The sequence below is a fragment of the Paracoccus sp. (in: a-proteobacteria) genome, assembly GCF_047973135.1.
Taxonomy (GTDB): domain Bacteria; phylum Pseudomonadota; class Alphaproteobacteria; order Rhodobacterales; family Rhodobacteraceae; genus Paracoccus.
The window spans coordinates 18,942-42,821 of record NZ_JBKEBL010000174.1; the positions used below are offsets into that span (position 1 = coordinate 18,942).

The 23,880-nt window shown below is 62.5% G+C and carries 21 protein-coding genes; 11 read left to right on the forward strand and 10 right to left on the reverse strand.

The window, feature by feature from the left end:
- The first annotated feature begins 46 nt into the window (after positions 1-46).
- Positions 47-2,104, forward strand: coding sequence for an HNH endonuclease (locus ACK5L9_RS13490; protein ID WP_416911985.1), 2,058 nt, complete (start codon positions 47-49; stop codon positions 2,102-2,104).
- A gap of 87 nt (positions 2,105-2,191) precedes the next feature.
- A complete protein-coding gene (locus ACK5L9_RS13495) occupies positions 2,192-2,659 on the forward strand; it encodes an SMI1/KNR4 family protein (protein WP_416911986.1) in 468 nt (155 codons plus the stop codon).
- Between the two features lie 226 nt (positions 2,660-2,885).
- Here the strand turns inward: ACK5L9_RS13495 and ACK5L9_RS13500 are convergent, their stop codons facing one another.
- Together ACK5L9_RS13500 and ACK5L9_RS13505 are read right to left on the reverse strand one after the other, a co-directional pair.
- Positions 2,886-3,512: a Smr/MutS family protein gene (locus ACK5L9_RS13500; protein ID WP_416911987.1), complete on the reverse strand. Its 627-nt coding sequence runs from the start codon at positions 3,510-3,512 to the stop codon at positions 2,886-2,888.
- Complete coding sequence (locus tag ACK5L9_RS13505) at positions 3,512-4,174, reverse strand: Tim44/TimA family putative adaptor protein (RefSeq protein WP_416911988.1); 663 nt, start codon at positions 4,172-4,174, stop codon at positions 3,512-3,514. Before ACK5L9_RS13505 ends, ACK5L9_RS13500 begins: the two co-directional genes overlap by 1 nt.
- 112 nt (positions 4,175-4,286) lie before the next feature.
- Between ACK5L9_RS13505 and ACK5L9_RS13510 the strand changes: the two genes are divergently transcribed.
- From ACK5L9_RS13510 to ACK5L9_RS13520, 3 genes are read left to right on the forward strand one after another with little or no spacing between them, the layout of a single operon-like run.
- Positions 4,287-4,817 (forward strand): FxsA family protein, encoded by a 531-nt coding sequence (locus tag ACK5L9_RS13510; protein ID WP_416911989.1) that lies wholly within the window; start codon positions 4,287-4,289, stop codon positions 4,815-4,817.
- A 57-nt stretch (positions 4,818-4,874) separates the two neighbouring features.
- Entirely contained in the window at positions 4,875-5,405 is a 531-nt protein-coding gene (gene secB / locus ACK5L9_RS13515; protein WP_416911990.1) for a protein-export chaperone SecB, read from the forward strand.
- A 13-nt stretch (positions 5,406-5,418) separates the two neighbouring features.
- Complete coding sequence (locus tag ACK5L9_RS13520; protein ID WP_416911991.1) at positions 5,419-6,027, forward strand: HD domain-containing protein; 609 nt, start codon at positions 5,419-5,421, stop codon at positions 6,025-6,027.
- A gap of 41 nt (positions 6,028-6,068) precedes the next feature.
- Here the strand turns inward: ACK5L9_RS13520 and ACK5L9_RS13525 are convergent, their stop codons facing one another.
- From ACK5L9_RS13525 to ACK5L9_RS13535, 3 genes are all read right to left on the reverse strand, one after another.
- Complete coding sequence (locus ACK5L9_RS13525) at positions 6,069-6,380, reverse strand: H-NS family nucleoid-associated regulatory protein (RefSeq protein ID WP_416911992.1); 312 nt, start codon at positions 6,378-6,380, stop codon at positions 6,069-6,071.
- 76 nt (positions 6,381-6,456) lie between these two features.
- Positions 6,457-7,011 carry an ActR/PrrA/RegA family redox response regulator transcription factor gene (locus ACK5L9_RS13530; protein WP_416911993.1) on the reverse strand — a complete coding sequence of 185 codons (555 nt, stop codon included), beginning with the start codon at positions 7,009-7,011 and terminating at the stop codon, positions 6,457-6,459.
- 74 nt (positions 7,012-7,085) lie between these two features.
- Positions 7,086-7,937 carry an SCO family protein gene (locus ACK5L9_RS13535; protein ID WP_416911994.1) on the reverse strand — a complete coding sequence of 284 codons (852 nt, stop codon included), beginning with the start codon at positions 7,935-7,937 and terminating at the stop codon, positions 7,086-7,088.
- On the opposite strand from ACK5L9_RS13535, the gene ACK5L9_RS13540 reads away from it, so the two are divergent.
- Together ACK5L9_RS13540 and ACK5L9_RS13545 are read left to right on the forward strand one after the other, a co-directional pair.
- Entirely contained in the window at positions 7,909-9,141 is a 1,233-nt protein-coding gene (locus ACK5L9_RS13540) for an ActS/PrrB/RegB family redox-sensitive histidine kinase (protein WP_416911995.1), read from the forward strand. The genes ACK5L9_RS13535 and ACK5L9_RS13540 overlap by 29 nt on opposite strands.
- A 43-nt stretch (positions 9,142-9,184) precedes the next feature.
- Positions 9,185-10,774: a PAS-domain containing protein gene (locus tag ACK5L9_RS13545; protein WP_416911996.1), complete on the forward strand. Its 1,590-nt coding sequence runs from the start codon at positions 9,185-9,187 to the stop codon at positions 10,772-10,774.
- 20 nt (positions 10,775-10,794) lie between these two features.
- Here ACK5L9_RS13545 and ACK5L9_RS13550 read toward each other — a convergent pair whose 3' ends face one another.
- The 3 genes from ACK5L9_RS13550 to ACK5L9_RS13560 all read right to left on the reverse strand — a co-directional run bounded on the left by ACK5L9_RS13550 (position 10,795) and on the right by ACK5L9_RS13560 (position 18,273).
- Positions 10,795-15,264, reverse strand: a complete 4,470-nt coding sequence (locus ACK5L9_RS13550) for a translocation/assembly module TamB domain-containing protein (RefSeq protein WP_416911997.1) — start codon at positions 15,262-15,264, stop codon at positions 10,795-10,797.
- On the reverse strand, positions 15,264-17,129 hold the full coding sequence (locus ACK5L9_RS13555; RefSeq protein WP_416911998.1) for an autotransporter assembly complex protein TamA: 1,866 nt from the start codon (positions 17,127-17,129) through the stop codon (positions 15,264-15,266). The genes ACK5L9_RS13550 and ACK5L9_RS13555 overlap by 1 nt, the downstream gene beginning before the upstream one ends.
- A 217-nt stretch (positions 17,130-17,346) precedes the next feature.
- Complete coding sequence (locus ACK5L9_RS13560; protein WP_416911999.1) at positions 17,347-18,273, reverse strand: glucokinase; 927 nt, start codon at positions 18,271-18,273, stop codon at positions 17,347-17,349.
- Positions 18,274-18,464: 191 nt separating this feature from the next.
- On the opposite strand from ACK5L9_RS13560, the gene ACK5L9_RS13565 reads away from it, so the two are divergent.
- A complete protein-coding gene (locus ACK5L9_RS13565; RefSeq protein ID WP_416912000.1) occupies positions 18,465-18,806 on the forward strand; it encodes a DUF2853 family protein in 342 nt (113 codons plus the stop codon).
- Here the strand turns inward: ACK5L9_RS13565 and ACK5L9_RS13570 are convergent.
- A complete protein-coding gene (locus ACK5L9_RS13570; RefSeq protein ID WP_416912001.1) occupies positions 18,797-19,417 on the reverse strand; it encodes an enoyl-CoA hydratase/isomerase family protein in 621 nt (206 codons plus the stop codon). The genes ACK5L9_RS13565 and ACK5L9_RS13570 overlap by 10 nt on opposite strands.
- Before the next feature lie 73 nt (positions 19,418-19,490).
- On the opposite strand from ACK5L9_RS13570, the gene ACK5L9_RS13575 reads away from it, so the two are divergent.
- From ACK5L9_RS13575 to ACK5L9_RS13585, 3 genes are all read left to right on the forward strand, one after another.
- Positions 19,491-21,059 carry a DUF2125 domain-containing protein gene (locus ACK5L9_RS13575; protein WP_416912002.1) on the forward strand — a complete coding sequence of 523 codons (1,569 nt, stop codon included), beginning with the start codon at positions 19,491-19,493 and terminating at the stop codon, positions 21,057-21,059.
- Between the two features lie 103 nt (positions 21,060-21,162).
- Positions 21,163-22,524 carry a TldD/PmbA family protein gene (locus ACK5L9_RS13580; protein ID WP_416912003.1) on the forward strand — a complete coding sequence of 454 codons (1,362 nt, stop codon included), beginning with the start codon at positions 21,163-21,165 and terminating at the stop codon, positions 22,522-22,524.
- Entirely contained in the window at positions 22,517-23,293 is a 777-nt protein-coding gene (locus ACK5L9_RS13585; protein WP_416912004.1) for an inositol monophosphatase family protein, read from the forward strand. Before ACK5L9_RS13580 ends, ACK5L9_RS13585 begins: the two co-directional genes overlap by 8 nt.
- Positions 23,294-23,376: 83 nt before the next feature.
- On the opposite strand, the gene ACK5L9_RS13590 is transcribed toward ACK5L9_RS13585, so the two are convergent.
- The coding region (locus ACK5L9_RS13590; protein ID WP_416912005.1) for an FAD-binding oxidoreductase at positions 23,377-23,880 on the reverse strand (504 nt) is incomplete at its 5' end.

Here is a 23,880-nt window from a genome sequence, read left to right on the forward strand (position 1 = left end):
TTTTGTGCCGTAATTTATCTGTTTTAAATCGCAAGGAATTACGGTCATGGGAATTGATCCTGTCCGCAAACCGTCCGCCCGTCCGACCCCTCTGGCACCTCAGAAACTTCTGCCGTCTCTGCCGGCGAACAAGCCTGCTCAGCCACCGACCAGCCCTCCGGCCAGCGCGCCGACATTCGGGCCTTCGCTGCCAGAACCGCACGCCAGGGGCAGTGCTCCTGCGGCGAAACCCGCCCCCGAACGGCAGGCAGAAATAGACCGTTTTGTCACTGAAAATGCCAGACACCAAACCAAGGTCGGGCCAATTCGCCTGGACAGTAATGGCGGAGAGCGGGTAGGCGAGGCTCTGCGCGGCGATTCGTCATTAGGCAGGCTTACCCCAGCGGAACGCACCTATCTGGCCGAAGAATCTGTCAAGGCATGGGACGGTCAGACCGACGACAATGGTGGCCGGCGCGAAAATATCGACGAAGCGGTGGATGCGGTGCGCGGCGATTCAGCTGCCAGCCGCACTCTTGCCAGGGCGTTGGCGGCACCCGCGCTTGGTGAAGACGACGCAATCCGTACGGCAGGCGCAATCATTACTGCCGAAGGCACGACACAGCGGCATGGCGAAATGTTCGATGCTGCGGCAAAGCTGGATATCGGCGCAGTCGCGCAAAGCTATCAGGGCAACGAGACCGCGCTTTCCAGGCGACTTGCAAATACCGATCAGAACACACGGCAAAACGCCTGGTCGCTGGCAGCAGATCCGGGGCGGCTGACCGAACAAAGTCAACAGGCGCTGGCGACTTCGCTTTTCTTTGCCGACAAAGGAGGGGCGGGTGCCTCGCCAGAGTATCGGCGCAAGATGGCCGAGGCAATCGCACTGGCGCGACAGCCGGGCGACAGCCCTCAGGACAAGATGGCCCGCGATGTCATGGCGTCGAACATCGCCGACGTGATGGAGACCGAAGGTGGCCGCGACATGCTGCTTTCTTCCGATGCCACCACGGGTTCGCGCCTCTGGGCCCTGAACGAGGTCGCAAGGGGTGATGTCCGCCTTGACGCCAGACAATATGACGGACTGGAAGCTCCGGCGCTGGCGAATGCTCCGGGCAATCCCGGTGCCGCAGCCAGCGGCGGTCAGCCGTCCGAGGGCGAGGTCTATGCCGATCTGGCGCAGATGGCGCTGGATGTATCCGGTATCGTCGATCCGACGCCGGTGTCGGACGGGGCAAATGCGCTGATTTCGTTGTTCCGGGGGAAGATTGGCGACGCGCTGATCTCGGCTGCCGGAATGGTCCCCTATCTGGGCGATCTGGCCAAGGTCGGCAAGCTTGAGAAATGGGTCAAGACGATAGAAAACGTCGTCGATCTGGCGGGCCGCAGCGCCAAATTCATGGACAAGGTCCGCCCGATGCTGGAGGGTTTGCAAAAGGCCCTGAAAGCCATCCCCGAATCCGTCCTCGGCAAGCTGCCAAAATCGGCGCAGGACGCGATCCAGGGGATGATCAGCAAGCTTGACGACGCAATTGCGGCCGGGGCCCGGCGCGCGCCATTGGTGGTTGATGACGCGGTCGGTTCGGCGAAACAGCTGCCCGATGGACGCGTGATCAAGGTCGGCGATTCTCCAACTGTCAACCGCAGGCCGGATGGTAGTCTTGAGGTGACGAAGGCAAACGGTACAACCGGCAAGATAAATGAGCCTAGAACGGACATTGATTCCACCAAGACTGTGACACATGCTGACGGCTCTGCGACCTACACCAAAACGACTGGCGAGACCCTTACCTATGATGCCGACGGCTTCCCGGTATTTGACTCTAAGGCAGATATATTTTTGGATGCCCAGCATATCGGCACGGGCAGTAAAAGTGCACATTTCAAGGCCTCGAACGAGGCGTTGCGGGAAGAACTAACGAAAGACCCCGGTTTGAAGGAAAAAATGGGACTGACAGATCAGCAGTATGATTGGCTGATGGAGGGTTCTGCAAAATCTTCGTCGCCGCCAGGTTTGACTTGGCATCACCATCAGGATACTGGAAAAATGCAGTTAGTGGATAAAGACATTCACGCGGATTTTGGCCATCTCGGGGGTATGTCGATATGGGGTAAATCATAGTAAAAATGCGGCCTTTCTTCGAGAAATAGCGTTGTAATTCCCAAGATTTTTCGCTATAGAATGCTGACCAAGCTCAAGGCTTATGATATGAACATCACGTGGGAAAGATGCGAAACCGAACTGCCATCTGTCAGCGACACGGATTTGGACTTGGTACAAAAACGGCGAGGCGTGATCTTGCCTGAAGGCTATCGGAATACAGTCAAGATCCACTGCGGTGAAACACCTGTTCCGAATGTGGTAGCGATCAGCTGGGGGGGCGTGCCAGTTGGCCCGCTCTTTTTTTCCAAAGAAGATTTCAAAGGTACCGGAAGGTCGATGAATGTCTGGTACTGGTTTCGCGCGTTGGATAATTACTACGATGAAAATGTCGTACAAAGCATGGTCCCCTTCTCATCGGATACGGGTAATGGGATATTTGCCTTTGATTATCGAAACGGCAAGTTTCCGGCAGTAGTGTATTTGGATCTGGAAAATGCGCCCGATGACGGAGAAGCTTCAATCCATCCCATTGCAGAAAGCTGGGACGGGTTTCTTGCTGCATTGAGGGACTGAGCCGGGTGAACATCCACCGTGGTGAAGCGGTATCGCCAGCCCAGACCAACCGCTACGCCGATCACTGTTGCAGGCACTTGCAGGGGGTCCGGAGGGGGGGGCGCATAGCTCCCTTGGCCACTGCGGGGCGCAAATTCTCCGGCGGTGACGTCGCGCCACGGATCCCGGTCATGTTCGAGGGTGGTGTATGCGCCTTGCGCCGCCATGGTGCCGGACAGCCTTTGCCCTAACCGGCCCGCTTCCGCAGATAGACGTAATAGGCTCCCTCGCCGCCATGACGATAATGCGCGGCGGTCACTTGCTGGACGACAGCCGCCAGGGGCGGCTGGTGCAGCCAGACGGGCACCTGATGGCGCAGCGCGCCGGGTCGGGTGGGCAGGGGGCCGTGATCGCCCCGGCCTTTTCCGGTGATGACAAGCACAAGGCGCCGGCCGGCAGCGTGGCAGGAAAGGATAAAGGCGATCAGCTCGGGATGCGCGGCAGCCAGCGTCATACCGTGCAGATCCAGCCGCGCCTCGGGGCGAAGCTTGCCTTTCGTCATGCGTTTGTGGGTCTTGTGATCCATTCGAAGCGCGACCGAGGCCAGACGCTCGGCCGGGGTGGGGGCATGAGCAAAGCGTGACGCAGGTGGCATCGCCGCCATCCGGCCGATGTCGATTTCCGGCCCAGACACGGCGGGCCCAGAGACGGGGGGGGTCGGCCTGTGCCCGGACGGGGCAGTGGGCCAAAGGGGTTCGGGCAGCGGCCTGGGGACGGGTTGCGGGCCCGCAGGATGCATCGGCTTTGCCGTTCGGGCGATGCGGGACCACAACTCCCCTTCCTCGGGCGTCAGGCCCCGTCGTCGCCGCGCCATCAGCCGGTCGCGATCAACTGCCAGTTGGGATCGTCCTGGCCCATGTGGCGCGCGAAGGTCCACAGATCGCGCTGCTTGCGCGAAGCCTTGGCGTCGCCCTCGACCACATTACCGGAAGCATCGCGCGTGGCCACGATCAGTTCGGCCACGAACCGGACTGATACCTCGGCCAGACCGTTCGAGTTGTCGAATTCGGCCCCTTCCAGCGCGACCTCGCGGGTGCCCAGATACTGTGCCTCGACGGTCTGACCATGGGCCTTGCGCGAATCGATCACCGATTGAAATGCCTCGGCTACCGGATCGGACAGGAACGGTCGGATTTCGGACAGATCGCCTCGTTCAAAGGCCATCAGAATCATCTCATGCGCGGATTTGGCCCCGGTCAGGAAATCGCCTACGCCAAAGGAGGGCTCGGTCCGCTTCATCGCCATCAGCGCGGTGGCAGCCGGGCTGCCCGGTTCGGCATGGTCGCCGATGTCGTGATCCACTTCCTCGGCGTTGCCGTCGATCACTTCGAAACGGCGGCGGCGCTGGCTTTCGTTGGCGTTATCAGTCCTTGGCGGTTCAAAACCATCGCGCGTACCCAGCACATTTCTAAGCCTGAGAATCAGGAAAATCGCAATCGCGGCAAGGACCAGCAGCTGGATCAGCGAATTGTTCATTCAGGCAACCTCAAATCTCTGCGGGTCGGTTGGTATATCTGTATTGTTTCACTATGTAGGGGCTGGACCGGGGCAAGTCCAGTTCGCGCCTTGGCCGGGAAGGGGAATTCGCATGTGGCTTGTCTGGCTGTTCATCATTGTGCCGATCATCGAGATCGCGCTGTTCATTCAGGTCGGAGGGCTGATTGGCCTGTGGCCGACGCTGGCTATCGTCGTCACGACCGCAGTTGTGGGGACCGCGCTGATGCGCAGCCAGGGGGCCAGCGCATGGCTTGAAGTTCAGCGCAGCTTTGCCGAGATGAGCGATCCCAGCCGTCCGCTGGCCCATGGCGTGATGATCGTCATTGCCGGGATGCTGCTGGTGACGCCCGGCTTCTTTACCGACAGTATTGGGTTGTTGCTGCTGATTCCCGGCGTCCGTGACTGGCTGATGCGGCGCATCGCCAGCCGCATCCAGGTGTCGCGCGTCGATCTTGGGTTCGCGGACACCCGCCCCGAGCCGCACCGCCCGCCCTATGGCGATGGCGTGATCGACGGCGACTATGTCGTCGAGGACGAGCCGGGATCAGACCGGCCCATGCCGCCCGACCTGCCACCCCCGGATCGTGGCCCGCGCGGCAAATCGGGGTGGACGCGCCATTGAGGCGGTGCGGCCAGCCTGCTAGAAGGTTCGGCGAGTCCGAACTTAACGAGGTAGAAGATGGCCGACGACAGCCAACCCAATGGTGCCACCCCTGAGGCACAACCCCCGCAGCAGCCGCAGGTGCGGATGCAGATTCTGGCGCAGTATATCCGCGACCTGTCCTTTGAAAACGCGGTCGCCCAGAAAGGCGCTCCGACCGGAGAGGTTCAGCCCGAGATCAGCGTTCAGGTCAGTCTGGACGCCCGCAAGCGCGGGACTGAACACCAGTACGAGGTGATTACCAAGTTCCGTGTTTCGTCCTCGAACAAGGCGGACGGCCAGACATTGTTCCTGACCGAACTGGATTATGGCGGGGTGTTCCACGTCGAAGGCGTGCCCGATGATCAGCTTCATCCGTTCCTGATGATCGAATGCCCGCGCATGCTGTTCCCGTTTGTGCGGCGGATCATTTTTGATGTGACGCGAGATGGCGGCTTTCCGCCCTTCAATATGGAACCGGTGGATTTCGTGGCGCTGTACCGTCAAGAGCTGGCCCGCCGCGTTGAGCAGCAAACCCCCGAAAACGTGGCGGAACAGAAGCCGTCCTGACGGTCCGCCTGTAATGGCCGCCAAACCCCGGCGCGCCTGGCAGCGCATGCTGTCAGGCCGCCGTCTGGACCTGCTGGATCCGACCCCTTTTGACATCGAGATTGAGGACATCGCCCACGGGCTTGCCTTTGTCGCGCGCTGGAATGGCCAGACGCGGGGTGACTGGCCCTATTCGGTGGCCGAGCATTCGCTTTTGGTCGAAAGCATTTTTTTTCGCCTGAATCCCGGAATTGAACCAATCTGGCGACTTGCTGCTTTGCTGCATGACGCGCCCGAGTATGTTATCGGCGATATGATTTCGCCGGTGAAGGCGACGCTTGGCATCGAGTACGGCGAAATGGATGAAAGAATTGCAACCGCAATACATCGTCGCTTTGGTCTACCCGCAACTCTGCCGGCAACCATTAAAAAGCGGATAAAAACCGCAGATCGCGTTTCGGCGCGGTTGGAAGCAAGGCAGATTGCAGGCTTCAGCGAAACCGAAGCCCGCCACCTTTTTCCGATTCCGGAAAAAACCAAACTTTCGGGTCTGGAAATAAAACTGAGGCCACCTGCGGATGTCCGAGATGACTATATCGGCAGATTTTCGCTGCTAATGTCTCAGATCGACAAAAAACACTGACCGAGGTTACGGGGCCGCCCCAAGGGGCGACCCATGCCATATCAGATCAGAAGCTCTTCCAGTTCCAGACCTTTTTCAAGGCTTTGCTGGACCCAACGAGGCTTGCGACCGCGACCTGTCCAGGTCATCGTCGGATCATCCGGATTAACGTATTTAGGCGGAACAGTGCCTGCCCGTTTCGGTTTTCCGCCAGTCAGATCCGACAGATTGAAACCGTGATTTCTTGCGGCTTCTTCAACTGCTGCAAGCGCCTCACGGCGTTTGCGATCCTCATAAGAATTGATTGCACGATCAAGTTTTGATCTGAGATCGCGCATCTCTTTCAGCGACATGGTTTCAAAGTCGATGTTCATTTTATTGGCCGTCCATTTGTATTCTGCGATAATAATCTATACTAATGACAAGGAATTTCAAGACCCCAAATATACACTACTTTGGACCGCGTTTGGCAAGAATTCGCTGTAGTGTCCTTCTATGCATGTGTAAACGTCGCGCAGTTTCGCTTACGTTACGACCGCATTGTTCATAAACCCGCTGAATATGTTCCCACCTGACGCGATCAGCAGACATGGGATTTTCCGGCGGAGGCGGTAAAACCACGTCCAGCGACAGCAATGCCGAGGTGACGTCGTTTGCGTCGGCCGGTTTTGCCAGATAATCCGTCGCACCCATTTTTACCGCTGCAACCGCCGTCGCAATGGCACCATAGCCGGTCAGGATGATCACGCGCGTGTCGTCGCGGTTGTCGCGCAGCGTCTCGACCACATCCAGCCCGCTGCCATCCTCCAGTCGCAAATCGACCACTGCATAGGCCGGGGCGCTGTCGGCGATGCGCTGGCGGGCCTCGGCCACGCTCAGGGCGGTGCGGGTTTCAAACCCGCGCTTGTCCATCGCCCGCGCCAGCCGGTTCAGAAAAATCTCATCGTCATCGACCAGCAAAAGCGATCGGTCACGGCCGATCCGTTCCAACAGATTATCTGACATGGCTTCCCCCTTAATACCTCATATTCATCTGCGAAGACTGATACTAGGTTTCAAGCGGTTCGGCGATGCATGCCTTAACTTGCGGCGTCGATAAAGCAGGCGACGCGGTCTGCCATCTCTTCCGGGGGGACATCACGGCCAAAAAATTCGACCGTCTGGTTTTGCGGCATGACCAGATAGGTATTGGTCATATGATCGACCAGATAGTATTCCTTATCGTCCTGATCATTCGCTTTGTAGTAATTCCGCCAGCCCTTGTTGACGGCTGCAATCTCTTGTTCGGTACCGGTAAGTCCGATCATGTCATCGGAAAAAATGCCGGTGAAAGTTTTCAGCGCTTCGGGCGTGTCGCGCCGGGGATCAACCGTAATAAATACCGCCTGCGCATCCAGACCGCGATCTTTAAGGGCTGCAATCGCGTCGGCATTGCGCGCATTATCCAGCGGGCAGACATCCGGACAAAAGGTGTAGCCAAAATACAGCAGCGACGGTTTATTAAACACTTGCTGGTCGGTCACGAGTTGCCCATCGGCATTTGTCAGCGTGAACGCGGTGCCAAAAGCATCCATTCCGCCAGCGACAGAGGTGGCGCGGCATTGTGCGTAAACGTCTGCGTTGCTGCGCAGCGCGATAAGAGCGCCGCCAGCGACCAGCAGCGTCAGCGTGGCACCGACACCGATCATCAGGATTTTGCGGTCAGCCATGGAACCTTCCTTTGTCGCCAGAACGTGCCGACATTGATCGCCTATCCGGCACTCGCTATCAAGGTAGGCAGTGTCGCACCAAAGGCTTTCCATGATCCAGCCCGCACCATTCACAGGTTTTGGAGCATCGTTGCCGGTCACAATCCGGCCGCGAACGCTGATTCTGCTGCGGTGGATCGCAATAGGAGGCCAGTTGACCGCCATTGCTGCGGCGCGGGCCATGGGGATCGGCTTTGCCGTTCAGCCCGTTCTGACGCTGATCGCGGCGGCGGCGGTGATGAATGTCTGGCTGCTGCTGCGGGGGGCTGTGCCCAATTCCCCGCGCGGCACGCTGTATCAGCTTTTGTTCGACATGACCCAGATTGCTGCGCTGCTGATGCTGACGGGCGGCATGGCCAACCCCTTTGCGCTGCTGCTGCTGGCACCGGTGACGGTTGCGGCGACAGCCCTGAACGCGCGGCAGACCATGACGCTTGGCGCCGCAACCGTGGCGCTGATCACGCTGGCTGCCCTGCTGGCTCAGCCCCTGACCGGCCCTGACGGTGCGCGGCTGGATCCGGACCGCCTGCTGGCTGCGGGGCACTGGCTTGCGCTGGTCATCGGGGTGTTTTTCTTTTCGGGCTATGCGCATCGTGTGACTTCGGAACTGACCGACACCAGAAACGCGCTGTTTGCCACCCAGATGGCGCTGGCCCGCGAACACCGGCTGCAACATCTTGGCGGAGTCGTTGCCGCCGCCGCGCATGAGATGGGCACGCCTCTGGCCACCATCAAGCTGATTTCCTCGGAACTGGCGGATGAGCTGGAGGATCGTCCCGATATTGATTCGGACCTGACCAGCCTGCGCGATGCCGCCGACCGCTGCGCGGGCATCCTGCGGAACATGGGGCGGGCGGGGAAAGACGATCTGCTGATGCGTATCGGACCCTTGCGCACCATCATCGAAAGCGCCGCCAATCCCCATGCGGATCGAGGCATCAGTATCGAGATCAACGCCGATGGCACCGAAATCCGTCGCGATCCGGCCATCATTCACGCATTGCGCAACCTGATTCAGAACGCCGTCGATTTCGCGGCGGGGCGCGTGGTGATCGACGCGACCCATGATGAACAGAATCTGACGATCACCATCCGCGATGACGGGCCAGGCTTTCCGCCGACATTGCTGCCCCGGATCGGTGATCCCTATCTGACCAGCCGCCGCAATGGCCGGCAGCGCAAAGGCTATGACGGGATGGGGCTTGGGCTGTTCATCGCCAAGACGCTGCTCGAACGTTCTGGTGCGCGGCTGCAATTCGCGAATGGCGGACCGGGTGCCATGGTGACGGTTTGCTGGCCGTTAGAGCGTTTGCGCGCCAACAGCCGCTTGCCCCTGGGGCAAAACCCGGAACAGGATCTCCACGGTTTCGCCTTAACCGATTCTTAAAGCTCTTGAGATTAAGGTCGGGCAAAAGGCAGGAGGATGCGGTGTGAGTTTTCAGGGGCTGTGGGTTGCGGGGTTGGCGCTGGTTGCCGGGACGCTGTCTGTCATACTGGCGATCTGGCTGATCCGGTTTTGGGACCGGTGGCGGGGCGATTACCGGCCGCGATCCATGCGCAATCTGCTGGATCATGGGCCGAAACCACTGGTTTTCCTGTTCCGCGACGATGCGCTGATTGACGCGACCGGCACGGCCCGTGGCTTGCTGGACCATATCGGCGCGCCGCAGGATTGTTCGTGGCAACGCCTGCGCGCCTGGCTTGGCCCGCGTTTTCCCGATATTGCGGCGCGCTGGACCGAACTTGATCGGCAGGGCCGCATCGAACTGACCGGCAATAGCGGCACGGGAACCGCAAGGCTGCGTCTTGTGGCCGAAGATTTGGGCAAGGGGCTGCGCCGTGTCCTGCTGACCGATCCCGAACGCGAACATTCCGGCATCATCGTCGATTCGATGTCCCTTCTGGCGATGGAAGAGGAACTTGACCTGCTGCGGCAATCGCTGGACCAGACGCCGATGCTGGTCTGGCGTCAGGACGCGGACGACCGCATATCATGGGCCAATGCCGCCTATTTTCGGCTGGCCGAATCGCAGGGCGAGGGTGATCTGGGTTGGCCGCTGCCGCGTCTGCTGGAACATCCCAAACCCGTGCCGGGGGCCGGAACCTCGACCCGCCGCGCGCCTCTGGACAACAATGGCATGGTGTCGTGGTACGATTGTCACAGTCATCGCGTGGGCGACCAGACCATGATGTTCGCCCTGCCCGCCGATGCTGCCGTCCGGGCGGAACGCAGCCTGCGCGAATTTGTCCAGACCCTGACCAAGACCTTTGCCGACCTGCCAATCGGGTTGGCGATTTTCGACAGGGAACGCAAGCTGCAACTGTTCAACCCGGCGCTGATCGATCTGACCGGGCTGCCGACCGGCTTTCTGACGGCGCGCCCGTCACTGTTCGATTTCCTCGATCAGTTGCGTGAACAGCGCATGGTGCCCGAACCCAAGGATTACCGCAGTTGGCGCCAGCAGATCAGCAATCTGGAAAGTGCCGCCGCCACCGGCCATCACAGCGAGACCTGGTCCCTGCCGGGTGGCCGCACCTATCGCGTGACCGGTCGGCCCCACCCCGACGGTGCGGTGGCCTTTCTGTTCGACGATATCACCTCCGAGGTGACGCTGACCCGCAAGTTCCGTGCCGATCTGCTGCTGGGAAACACGGTGATCGACGGGCTGGAGGACGCGCTGGCCGTCTTTGCGCCAACCGGCAAGCTGGTCCTTGCCAATTCGGCCTATCGCAAGCTGTGGGGCGATTGCGGCACCACCCTGACCGAGGCTATCGCCGGATGGGAAAGGCAGATCGATGCGGGGCCGGGGTTCAACGCCTTGCGCGACCGGCTGAAGGGCGGCGATCAGGCGCGTGACAGTGGCGCGATTTCGGGCCCCGAGGGTCAGTTGCTGGGCTGGAACATCGCGCGCGTCAGCGGTGCTCATCAGATGCTGCGCTTTCACGCGCCCGCCTCGGCCCTGCCTCCGATCGGTCCGGATCAGACGCCGGAACTGGCCACTGCGGTGGGGGCGGAATAGGGGGCGCATGCCCCCAAGCGTCAGTAATCGCGTTCGAAGAACAGCCCCAGCGTGCTTTGCCCCTCGCTATCGACCGATCCGCGCGCGCGCAGCATGTCGGAAATATCGAGGTTCAGGTTAACCGAGGTCTTACCGTTATCGCCCACTGAAACGTCGGTATAGATCTTTTCGGTCAGATACTTGCCCGCCCGGACCTGAACATTCCCCTCGGCATCGGTTTGCAGGTCAAGATCGTCCAGCCCGACCCGGTTGCGCATCCGCCCCACGATCCCCTCGCCACCACGACCGGCCAGGACCGCCAGCGAATTGGCAAGCTGTGCCGCCTGCAACGGGCTGATCGCGTCGATCCCGCGCCCGAACAGCAGTTGCGAAAGAACCTCTTCCTCGGGCATCTGCGGCGAGGATTCAAAGCTGATTTCGGGGTCGCGCGCCTCTCCGTCGATGATGATGCGGGTTGTAACGCCATCCTGACTGGTTTCGGCCACCAGCCTGATCATCGGGATCAGACTGCCCTGCAACTCGACCAGACCTTCGCTCAGATCGAAACGCTTGCCCAGCAGATCGACCCGGCCCCGGATCAGGCCAAGATGCCCGATCGGCACCACATTCCGCGTGGTCCCGGTGACGCGCAGCGTGCCGCCCAGTTCGGCATCGACCCCGCGACCACGGATGAACACCTGATTGGGCGCGTTGATCGTCAGATCCAGCCGTGGCGGGTTGGCGGGTGGCGTCGCCGGAGGCCCGCCCAGACCCGCCTCGCGCGCGGCCGCACTGGGATAGGGCTCCAGTCCGGCCTTGGCGCGGGTGGACCGCATCGGGCGCGTGTCGCCGACATGCATGATGTCGGGAATGGCATGCGCGCCGCCCAGACCGGTCGAGGGGATGCGAATCTCGGTCGGTCCCAGATTGACCTGCCCGGCGATCAGCGGCCCGTTCCCCAACCGCCCCGACATGCGTACCGTGCCGGAAATGCTGGTTTCATACAGCGTTGGATCGCGCGCGACGAACCCGTCCAGCGTGACGCCGATGTCAATCGTCCCGGCACGCAGATCCACCGGTCCGGCAATCGCAATCGTCCCCCCGGCCGAGGCATTCGCGCCGCCGTCCAGATTGATCCGGCCGTTCTGAAAATCTGCCGTCACGCCCAGATTTTCCAGCCGCAGCCCCAGCCCCGGATCCGCCAGAACGCCATTGCTAAGCTGAACCCGCCCGGACAGGGCCTGCAATGACGGGCGGCCCTGAATGCGCAGATTCAGGTCGATGGGCCCCTCGACATTGCGGGTGCGGATAAAGCCGTTGGCCAGGGACGCGTCGGTGCTGCCCGTCACCGTCAGATCGGTGTTCGAGAAATTCTGCGCCGCCGTTCCGGCCAGCCGCAGGCTGGTATTGCCCGGCGCATCCAGGTTCAGGTCGATGACAAAGTTCTGGCCGGTCTGACGCAGCGTTCCGCGCGCCTGAACCGGTCCCGGCATGTTCTGCTGAATCAGCGCCAGATCGGACAGCCGCGCGTCGATATTCAGCGAACGCGCAGGGTCTCCGTCGGCGCTGACCCGCAGTTGCGGGTTCTCGACCGACAGGCGTTGCAGGGAAATGCCCGTTGGCGACTGGGTCGCCGCCACGTCAAAGCTGGTCTGCCCGCGCAGCGCCGGATCGATCCGGTCCTGACCCAAAGACAGCCCGTTCGCCGTTCCCGAAGCACTGATGCGGCGGGTGCCGTTTGCCTCGGTCAGATGGGCCTCGGCATTGATGGCGCCGCCGATGCCATTGCCCAGAAACCGCAGATCGCCCGCGCGCAGCGTTGCGTTGATATCGGTCGAACCCGCACCCACCTTGCCGGTCGCACTGGCATTCAGGCGGGGGTTTTCGATCTGCGCCTGTTCGATTGTGAACAGGCCGTCCTTTTCGGTGCCGGTCACGGCCAGCCGCGTCTCGCCCGCCAGCGCGCCATCGACCTGCGCCTGCCCCAGCGCCAGATCGCGCCCGGTGCCGGTCAGTTGCAGCCGCCGGACACTGTCGCCCGCCTCGCGAAAACTGGCATCGGCGTTCAGCGACCCGCGCCAGCCCGGCCCGAACGAGGCGAAAGAGGCGATATCGACCTTGGCCGTCAGATCGGTCACGCCAGGGCCATAGACCCCCTGCGCCGCGACATCGACCTGATCGTTCTTCAGCAAGACATCGCGCAGCGTGATCACGCCGCCATTTTCCTCGGCCAGAACGCGCAGATCGGTGGTGCCGGTCAGCGCGCCATCGACATTCTGCTGGCCAAGCGACAGGTTCTGGCCGGTGCCGGTCAGGTCGATAAAGCGCGTGCCGTCCTTTTCGGTCAGCCGCGCATCCGCCTGAAACCCGCCGGACCAGCCCGCCATGATCGACGACATGTCGGCCACGGCAAAGCGCGCGGTCGCGTCCATCGCCCCCGCGATGAAACTGCCCTGCGCCTCGGCATTCAGTTGCGGATTTGCCAGCCGGAAATTCCGCAGCTCGTACCCGCCCGCAGCCTCGGCGGCGCTGAGTGCCAGATCGGTTTTCCCCTGCAACGCCCCATCCAGTGCCTCGATTCCGATCTTCAGGTCGCTGGCATCGCCGGTCACGGACAGTTGCCGCGCCCCCGCCGGGCCGGTCAGCCGGGCGTCGGCCTGCAAGGCTCCGTTGAATTGCGCATCCAGGCCGGACAGCGATGGCATCGAGATCCGCGCCGTCAGATCGCTGTCCGTGCTGTTCAGATAACCCTGCGCCTGCGCCGTCAGTTGCTGCGCATTCACCGAAAATTCGGACAGTTCGATCCCGGTATCGTCGCGCCGCGCCAGCAGTTTGATCTGCGATTCCCCGGCAAGCAGGCGGTCAAGCTGGTCCTGCCCGGCGGTGATGTCCTGCCCCTTGATTTCGGCGTCGATGTCAAAGCTTTTGGTCAGGACCGTGTAATAGCCCTGAACCGTCGCATCGGCCCGCCCGCTGACGGGGCGGCCCGCGACGGCCGAAAGTCGTGACAGGTCTGAATAATCGGCGGCAAGATCGACCGAGGCGATCAGCCCGCCGGTCAGCCCCGACAGCATGGCAAAGCCCGACAGCCCGTAATCCGCGCCGTTGATCGCCAGATCGTCAAATTCCAGCTTGCCGCCGCCATAGGCGAATGTCGTCACGCCGGTGATCGCGTCGCCCACCGCCTGACCGATGCCCGGATCGGCAAAGGTCAGCCCCTTGCCGCCGAAATTCAGCTTGCCGTTCACCTCGGACAATGCGCCGTCATCCGACAACAGGACCGAGCCCGCGCCGTCCAGCGTCAGATCGCCGATATGAACCATGTCCTGATCCAGTTCCCCGACATTGCCCTTCAGCGTCCAGCCTTGACCCTGCGCCGCGTCGAATTGCAGCTCCAGCCTGCCGGATTCGACGGTCGAGTTCTGGCCCGCGCGCGGCAGGCTGACCGGCAATTCGGTCGCGCCCGCGTCGGATCCCAGGGTGATCAGCAGGTTGGCCTGTTCTGGCGCGCCCGTCGCCGCCACCGACAGCGAGCCCGCCAGATCCAGGCCGTCCGTGTCGATTTTCAGTTCCGGCAGGGTCAGCCGCCCATCGTCGCCGCGCCAGCCATCGGCGACAAGCTGTGTCTGCGGGCCGAAAAAGGCGCGGTCGTCAGGGGGCAGCAGTGCGCCCACATCGCCGCCCAGTTCCAGCCGGAAGGCCCGGCCCGGATTGCCGCCAGCATCGGCCTGCGCGGTCAGCGAGGCCGTACCGGTCACGCGCGGCTGTCCGTCGGTCGCCAGCCGCAGATTGGCGGCGAACCCGTCCAGCGGGCCCTCGCCGCTGATCTCGGCATTGACGGCAGGCTTGCCATGCAGGTTTACCATATTGACCAGCAGGCCGTCGGCATCCTCGTCCAGCAGCAACCTGAGGTTGAGGGTCTTGCTATCCTCGGCATAGCCCGCGTCCAGATCGAACACCCCGCGGGGTCCGTCCACGCGGTCGATCTTCAGATGTGCCTTGCCCTCGCCATCGGCCAGGCTCATGCTGCCATCCACGGCGATCACTGCGGCCAGGCCCATGACCGGCTGGCCCAGATCGACGCGCCCGGCCTGAATCTTGTCGATATTCACCGAAACCGGCAGATCGGGCAGGGCAAATTCGCCCGTTTCCGCAGTGGGTTGATCCTGCCCCGAGGGGGCTGGCAGGCGGGGCAGCAGAATTTCCTGCGCGGACAGTTCCGCAATCTGCACGCGCCCCCGCAACAGGGCCGAGCGCGTCCACTGGATCGCGCCGTCCCTCAGCGTCAGCCATGGTCCGTCGGCATCGGCGATGGTGATCTGCCGAAACGTCGCGCGCGAGGACAGGGCGCCTTCGAACCCGTCAATCTGTACCGTCCGGCCCTCGCCCGACAGGTTCTTTTCCAGCAGCCGGGTGATAAAGTCCTTGTCGTCATCGCCATCCGCCGCGTTCTGGGCGATGACGGCCAGAGGCAGCAAAAGGGCGAAAATGATGAATACGATCTTGCGCATCAGAATGCCTGCCCCAGTCCCAGATAAACCTGCATGCCGTCATTGGTGGCGCCACCGCCAAGCGGGGCGCCTACGTCGAAACGCAACGGGCCGACCGGGGTATCATAGCGGATTCCCACGCCTGCCCCGGCCTGCCAACTGCTGTCACCGCTCCAACCGCTGTCGGTCCACCGCTTGCCAGAGTCGCTGAACGCAGCCAGCCCGATCTTGTCGCGTACCTGACCGCGCAACTCGGCGTTCAGGTTCACTACGCTCTTCCCGCCGGTCTTGATCGGCCCGTCGGGACCGGTGATTTCATAGACCCCAAGCGATTGATAGGATTGCCCGCGAACCGAGCCGCCCCCGCCCGAAAAGAACAGATACTCGCGCGGCGTGTGTTCGATGTCACTGCCCAGAATAGTGCCCAGCAAGGACCGCCCGGCCAGCGTGAACTTGTCATCGGTGCCGAACGAATAATAGCCGCGCCCGTCGCCTTGCAGCATCGCGCCGGAATCGGCCTGACCCATGCCGATGAAGGGCGTCGCATAGCCGGCAAGGTAAAAACCGCGCTTGGCATTGGTCGGCTCGTCCCGCTTGTCCCAGATGATGTCCATCGGGAACGTGACGGCCTTGAAATTGGTCTTGCCGTTATCGTCCGTCACGCGCGAGAACATATAGCCGACCGCAGCATCCGCCGTAAGCTGATCGCTGAAATAGCGGTTGAACCCCACCGAAAAATTGGCGACGTCGGAATCGTAATCCTCTTCCCGCATCCGCGCCACCGACGTCTCGACATAGGCGGTCGTGTCGGCGGTGATGGTCGCGGGGCGTTCCAGCCGGGCCGAGATTTGGTCGTCGCGTTCGCTGGTGGTTGACCCGATATCCGAGGTCTGCACGTCAAAACGCAGCCGCTCGCCGCCGCCGAACAGGTTGCGATGCATCCAATAGGCCGACAGCAGCGCGCCATCGGTGTTCGACAACTGAAAGCCCGCTCCGATACGGCGGGGCTTTTCCTCGACCACGGTCAGGTCCACATCCATCGTGTTCGCCGGGCCAAGATCGGCGGCCTCGTCCAGGGTGATCGCCGAAAATACCCCGGTGCGGCGCAGGCGCTTGCGTACATCCTCCAGTTTTTCGGGGTTGAACGCCTCGCCTTCGGGAAAGCCCGCGATCTCGCGCAGGCGGTCGGGGCGCATCCGGTCTTCGCCGCTGATATGCAGCTTGCCGAAGGTGACGGCGGGGCCGGGGTCAAGCATGATCTGGCTGTCCACCCGGCTTTCATTGTGGTCGGCGATGATATCCTGCCCGCCGACATCTGCCTTGGCGTGGCCTGCGTCGCGCCAGCCCTCGACCCCTGCCACCGCCGCCGATTTGATCGTGCCGGTCCCGGCTGGCTGGCCCTTGGCATATTCCTTGGGAAGCTCGGTCGCGGGTGCCAGAGGGGCAATCGCGGCGCGCGAGAATTTGAACCGCTTGCCCGGATCGACGGTGATCGTGACCTTGCGCACCTCGACCGGGGCGTCCAGAGGCGCGATCCCGGCCGCCTCGACCCCGTCAAGCGCGATATTGATCACTGCCGAATAATACGCCTGATCATAAAGCACGCCCAGAATCCGGGCATAATCGCCGCGCGCGGCGGCCAGAATGTCCTGTCCGGTATATCTGCCCTCGGTCAGCGCGCCCGAAATCAGCGAACTGTTCGTGATCGAGCTTTCAAGATCGCCCTCGTCATCGCCGCTGATCCTGAATTCCAGTTTGACCGGGCTTTCCGCCTTGCTGCCACCGCCAAACAGACCCGAAAAGGGCGATGACGACTGCGCCAGCGCCATCCCCCCGATGCCCAGTGCCGTGCTGGCCAGAAGTAAAGCCCTCAGATATCCGCGCATTCCGTACCGCCCCGTTTATCGTTCTTGGCGCAATATGACCTGAAACCGTCCCGTGAATCCAGAAAATCAAGGGCCACTCACAATGATTTATCAAAGGCTTTGATAACTGTGGCGTCCGGGCCAAATTCTGCGGCTTTGCCGCCGCTGCAAGCCCGACTTTGGTTGAAGTTGCGGGCTTTTGAGCGAATTTCGCCTTGTGGTTTTCCGGAAATCCCGTTCAGGACAGCGCCGCCAGACAGCCGTGCAGCGCGGCCATGTCGTCGCGGATCAGATAGATCGGCGTGTTCTGCGGGATATGGCGCATGCAATGTTCAGACAGAAACGCGGTTTCAAGCCGGGTCACGCGGTCCGCGATGCTGCGCCCGACGCTGCCCGCCAGAAACAGCCCCTCAAGGGGCATGAATTGCAGGCTCAGTTCCCGCAGCAGCAGGCCGACCAGATCGGTGAACAGATCATAGGTGGCAATGGCCGACGGATCGCCCTGCCGCACCGCCTCGGCGATGGCCTCGCTGCGCATGGGCGGGGTGCCGGTGCGCGCGGCATGCAGGCGCGACAGGCCACGGCCGGCAAAGGTCTCTTCGACGGAATCAAAGGGCGCCGCGCCGACCCGGCCCAGCAGATCGACCAGCCGCTGCCAGATATTCGCGGGCAGGCAGGTATGACCCAGTTCGGCCTCAAGCGCGGTGATGGTGCCGCCGGGCAGAACCCGGACGGCGCAGACATTGACCCCGGTTCCCAGCCCCACGACCAGCGATTGACCATTGCGCGCGCGGCTTTCCGGCGCTGCGCGCAATTCGGTCAGGCCGTCGCCCGTCAGGGCGGGCGTGGCATAGCCCAGGGCGGTCAGGTCATTGAAAAGACGGACATGACCGGCATTGGTCAGCCGCGCCAGCCCGTCCTCGGAAAAGGTCCAGTCGCGGTTGGTCAGCGTCGCCTGCCCGCCGCTGACCGGCCCGGCCACAGCGACACAAGCCGCCGAGATGCGGGGATTGCCCTGTCCGGCCAGAAAGAGGCGCACGACCTCGTCAAAGGTCGCGTAATCGTCGCCGCGAAACCGCGTCACCGTCTGGTGATCAATTGCGCCGTTCCGGGCAATCGCCAGACGTGCATTCGTGCCACCCACATCGCCCAAAAGCATCGCCATCGCAGGGTTCCTTATCGTTCTGCCGGTCACTGTCAGGCGGTGATTATGATACAGTCCCGCAACCGGATGCTAGCGGAAACATCGCGCGCCATCAGCGGATTTTTGCGTGCAATTTTAAGGAACCTGTTGATAGATCGCCGCTTTCGCCGCATCCTGCCCCCGTTCCGGTCAATCGCATAATAGGAGGGATAATGAGCAAGCGTGATGAACTGATTGCGAAATATGCCGCAGACATTACCGAAAAGCTGGGCGAAACGCCTGATATGGACCTGTTGACCAAAGTGACCATCGGGTGCGGGCCGTCCATCTATAATGCCGATTCCGAAACCGTCGCGGCCAGCGACAAGGCCGAACTGGACCGCATTCGCACCAGCTATCTGATGAAAAAACTTGGGCTTCCTGACGGCCCCAAACTGACCGAGGCGATTGATGCCGTCATCGACAAATATGGCCGCGCGAACCGAAGCAAGTACCGACCGGTGGTTTATTACATGCTGTGCCGGCATTTCGGCAAGCAATCGGTCTATGGTTGATTGATCATTGCCTTGATCGCCGCAACATGTTCCGGCGAGGCTGAAATGGCGTCCGCGGCCAGCTCGGTCGCGGCACCCAGCAATACATCGGCGGGCACGATCCAGTCGATCAGACCCCAGTCGCGGGCTTCGGTCGCCTCGACCCTGGCACCGGCCATCAGGATCATCTTGGCGCGGGCTGGACCGACCAGCGCGGCAAGACGGCGCGGATCGCTGGGTTGGGGCAGAAAACCCAGCTTCATTACCGGATAAAACAACTTGGCCTCGGGCACGGCCAGCCGCAGGTCACAGGCCAGCACCACGCCGAACGCACCGCCCGCCAACGTGCCATTCAGCGCTGCAATGGTCAGGCAGGGCATGCTGGCCATGCGCGACGACACTTGTTCCCACAGGGCCGAAGTCGCCAGCCCCGCCCTGGCCTCGGCCAGATCGGCCCCGGCGGAAAACACCTTGCCCGCGCCGGTCAGGACCAGCGCATGGCAGTCATGTGCGGCGGCATCGTCCAGCGCGGCCATCAGATCGCGCAGCATCCTGCCGGTCAGCGAATTCGCCTTGTCAGGGCGGTCGATGGTCAGAAAGGTGACGCCAGCCCGGCACTCTGATCGGATCACGGAATGTTCCCTTTCCCTTGCAGCGCCGTTATGACACTACCAGCACACGTTTGGCATTACGAAAGGTATCCGCATGTTCCGCTCACTTGCAAGCTCGGCCACGGCGCTGATCGTCGCAGCATCGCCGGTTATGGCAGATGTCACCCCGAACGAGGTCTGGGAAAACCTGTCCGGCTATTATTCCAGCATGGGATATGCCGTCACGACCGGAGCCAGAGACGAGGCAGGTGACACCCTGACCCTGACCGATGTGGTGCTGACCGCCGAAGTCCCGACCGCCAAGGCGTCGATCACCGTCCCGAAGATCGTCCTTCAGCAGACCGGCGACGCCAGGGTCCGCACCACGATTGAAGGGAACGCGCATTTCAACGTGGTCAACGAAGTGCAGGACATGCCGAGCACCTCGATCACTCTGGATTTGGCCATGCCCGAGAACGAGATCCTGTCCTCGGGTTCGGCTGCGGACATGACCCATGACTTTACCTATCCGACCGTGACGATGGACCTGCGCATCATCGAAGAGGGGGACGACGCAGTCGAGGTTCCGGCGACGGTCACAATGAACGACGTGAAGATGCAGTATCATCAGGTTACGGCGGGGCAGATCGAAACGACCTATAGCGCCACGGCTGCAAGCATGGACATGTCGTCCGAAGTCAGCCAGCCCGCCAGTGCAGACGGTGCCACTGACGCCGTGCAGATGACCATGAACGCCCATGTCGAGGGTATCGCGACCTCGGGCACGGTGATCGTTCCCGAAGGCGGATTTGACGCAGCCTCGCGTCTGGATCTGGCGCTGAACAATGGCCTGAACGGCAGCGGCAATGTGACGGTCGGGGCCATCACCGGCGGTATGACCTTTGCAGGCATCGATGCGCAGGGCGCGCCCCAGACCGGCAAGGCGGACTATACGTCCGGCGCGCTGGCGGTCGAGTTTTCGATGTCGAAAGACGGGCTTTCCTATGGCGGTTCGGTCAAGGGCATCAACGCTTCGTTGACTGCAGACAGCCTGCCCTTTCCGGTCAGCTATGCGCTAGAGGATGCCTCGGCGCAATTGCTGTTCCCGATTGCGGCCTCGGATGCCGCGCAGCCCTATAAGCTGACCTATTCGCTGGCCGGGCTGACGCTGGATGACGGCATCTGGAACATGCTCGATCCCCAAAAGGTTCTGTCTCGCGATCCCGTCTCGCTGTCCGTCGATGTCGAGGGTGACGCGATGCTGAGCCACGATCTGCTCGATCCGGACCTTGCCGAGAAGTTGTCACAAGCGACTGCGAACGGGGCCACCGAGCCTGGCGAAGCCCCCGCGAAGCCCGCGACGCCCTTTATCCCGCAGACCATCAAGATCAACCGGGTTGCGCTGGATGCGGTCGGTGCCTCGGCGGATTTCAGCGGCGATCTGACCCTGCCCGAAGGCGCGGAACAGCCGGTCGGGACCGTGCAGGGCAGCCTTGTCGGTGTGAACGCGCTGCTGGACAAGCTGGTCACGGTTGGCTTGCTTCCGCAGGATCAGTTGATGCCCGTACGCATGATGATGTCGATGTTCGCCAAACCGGCCGAGGGCGATCCTGACAATCTCAGCACGACGCTGGAATTCAAGGAAGACGGTTCCATCTTTGCCAATGGTCAGCAAATGAAATAGGGCTGACTGTAACAGGGACAGGGCCGGGCACCGCATCCGGCCCTTTTCATTTGCACGGCGGGCGGCTGTGCAGGACAAGCAACAAAAGACAAACGAGGCGGGCATGAGTGGCGGACGCGCGGAAACGGATTTGAAGACGCTGGCCGAGGCGATGGTCGATGCCGCGCGTGCGGCGGGGGCCGATCAGGCGGATGCCTTGGCCGTCAACGGTCGCTCGGTCAGTATCGATGTTCGCGGCGGCAGTCTGGAACTGGCCGAACGCGCTGAAGGGGTCGAGATCGGGCTGCGGGTGCTGATCGGGGGGCGGCAGGCCTGCGTGTCATCCTCGGATCACGGCGCGGCGGCGATTGCCCGGATGGCCGAACGCGCCGTGGCCATGGCCCGCGAGGCGCCGGTCGATGACTCGCTGGGTCTGGCGGAACCGCGGCTGCTGGGCCGGCAACGCGATGCGGTCGGGCTGGAACTGGACGATGAGGGCCCCGACCCGACGCCCGAGGCTCTTCAGGATATGGCCTTGCGTGCCGAGGCTGCCGCGCTGGCTGCCAAAGGCATAGCTCAGGTCGAGGCTGCCGCCGCAGGTTTCAGCCGCCGGGCGACATGGCTGGCGGCCTCGAACGGGTTTTCCGGCGGCTTTGAACGCAGCACCCACAGCATTTCTGCCGTCGCCATTACCGGCGAGGGGCTGGGGATGGAACGCGACTATGCCGGAGAGGCCCGCGCATGGGCTGCCGATCTGCCCGCCCCCGAGGAAATCGGTGCCCTCGCCGCCGAGCGGACTCTGGCCCGCGCCGGATCGAAAAAGCCGCCCACCGGCGCCTTTCCAATCATCTTTGACCGGCGCGTGTCGGCCAGCCTGATCTCGCATTTGCTGGCGGCGGTGAACGGGGCGGCGGTCGCGCGCGGCGCAAGCTGGTTGCGCGATGCCCTGGGCCAGCAGGTTCTGCCAGCAGGCATGACCCTGATCGAAGATCCCTTGCGTCCGCGCTTTCCCTATTCGCGCCCCTTCGATGCCGAAGGGCTGGCGCAGTCCCGTCGCAAGATCGTGGACAAGGGCGTGTTGCAGGGTTGGGCGCTGGATATGGCGACAGGGCGCAAGCTGGGGATGGACAGCACCGGTTCGGCATGGCGCGGGGTGGCGTCGGGCCCCTCGCCTGCGTATAGCAACGTCATCCTGTGTCCCGGCGATCAGAGCCTTGATGACCTGATGGCCGATATGGGCAGGGGGTTGATCGTGACCTCGATGCTGGGGGCGTCGATCAACGCGACGACGGGCGATTATTCGCGCGGTGCGTCGGGGTTCTGGGTGGAAAACGGCCAGATCGCCTGGCCGGTCAATGAATGCACCATCGCGGGCAATCTGCGCGACATGCTGATGACGCTGCGCGCCGCAAATGATGCCCTGCCATGGCGCGCGACCGAGGTTCCCGGCCTGCTGGTCGAGGGGATGACCGTTGCCGGTGCCTGAGGACGACCTGGCCTTGCTGAAGGACGCTGCGCTGCGTGCCGGGCAGATTGCACTGGAATACTGGCGCAATGCTCCGCGAAGCTGGGACAAGGGTGACGGTGCCGGTCCCGTGACCGAGGCCGATCTTGCCGTGAACGAGGAATTGCAGGCGATGCTGCGTGCCGCGCGTCCCGACTATGGCTGGTTGTCCGAGGAAAGCGAGGCCGACCCCTCGCGCCTCAATGCCGGGCATTGCTTTATCCTGGACCCGATTGACGGCACCCGCGCCTTTATCGACGGGCAAGAGGGGTTCTCGCATTCGCTGGCCGTGTCGCGGGGCGACCGTGTCGTGGCGGCGGTGGTGCATCTGCCGGTCCGCAAGCTGACCTATACCGCCTTTGCCGACGGCCCGGCGCAACTGAACGGAGAACCCATCGCACCAGCGCCCGCCGATATCAGCGGCGCGACCGTCCTGACCTATCGCGCCGCGACCGAGCCGGGCCATTGGCGCGGCGGCCATGTTCCGGGCTTTCGCCGCGAATTCCGGCCATCATTGGCCTGGCGGCTGTGCCTTGCCGCGCAGGGCCGGTTCAATGCCGCTCTTTCTCTGCGCGGGGCCTGGGAATGGGACATCGCCGCCGGCAGCCTGATCGCCGAGCGTGCCGGGGCAAAAGTCTCGGATCGCCACGGACAAAGGATGCGCTTTAACAGCCCGCGCGCGATGGTTGACGGCCTGATCGTCGCCAGCCCCTCGCTGCACGGGCAATTGCTGGCCGCGCTGGCGGGTTAGGCAGGATTCCTGAAATGTGGGCACCGGTTTTCAGATAAAAATCCCGCATGACCAGATACGCCCGCTTGGGGCGGCGTGGCCTGTCAGAAGCGGCGATCCGGCACGGCGATGAATTTACCGGGGTTCATCAGCCCTCGGGGATCCAGCGCCCGTTTCAGTGCCATGTTCAGCGCGTTTTCACTGTCGGATCTGTGCACAGCGATCTTTTCGGCTTTCAGCAATCCCAGCCCGTGCTCGGCGCTGATGGAACCGGCCATCCGCAGCGCGATCGGGTGGACCAGATCGTTGATCGCGTCCCAATGAGACAGGAATTCCTGCCGCTCCATGCCGTCAGGCTGGGTGAAATTGAAATGCACATTGCCGTCGCCGACATGACCAAAGGCGCACATGTGGATGCCGGGCATATAGGCCGTGACCGCTGCGGTCGCCTTGGCGATGAAATCGGGAAGGCGGCTGACGGGGACCGAGATGTCGTGCTTGATCGAACCGCCCGCGCGTTTCTGCGCCTCGGGGGTGCGTTCGCGCAGGGCCCAGATACGCCGCGCCTGATCCAGCGATGCCGCGACCACCGCATCCGTGATCAGCCC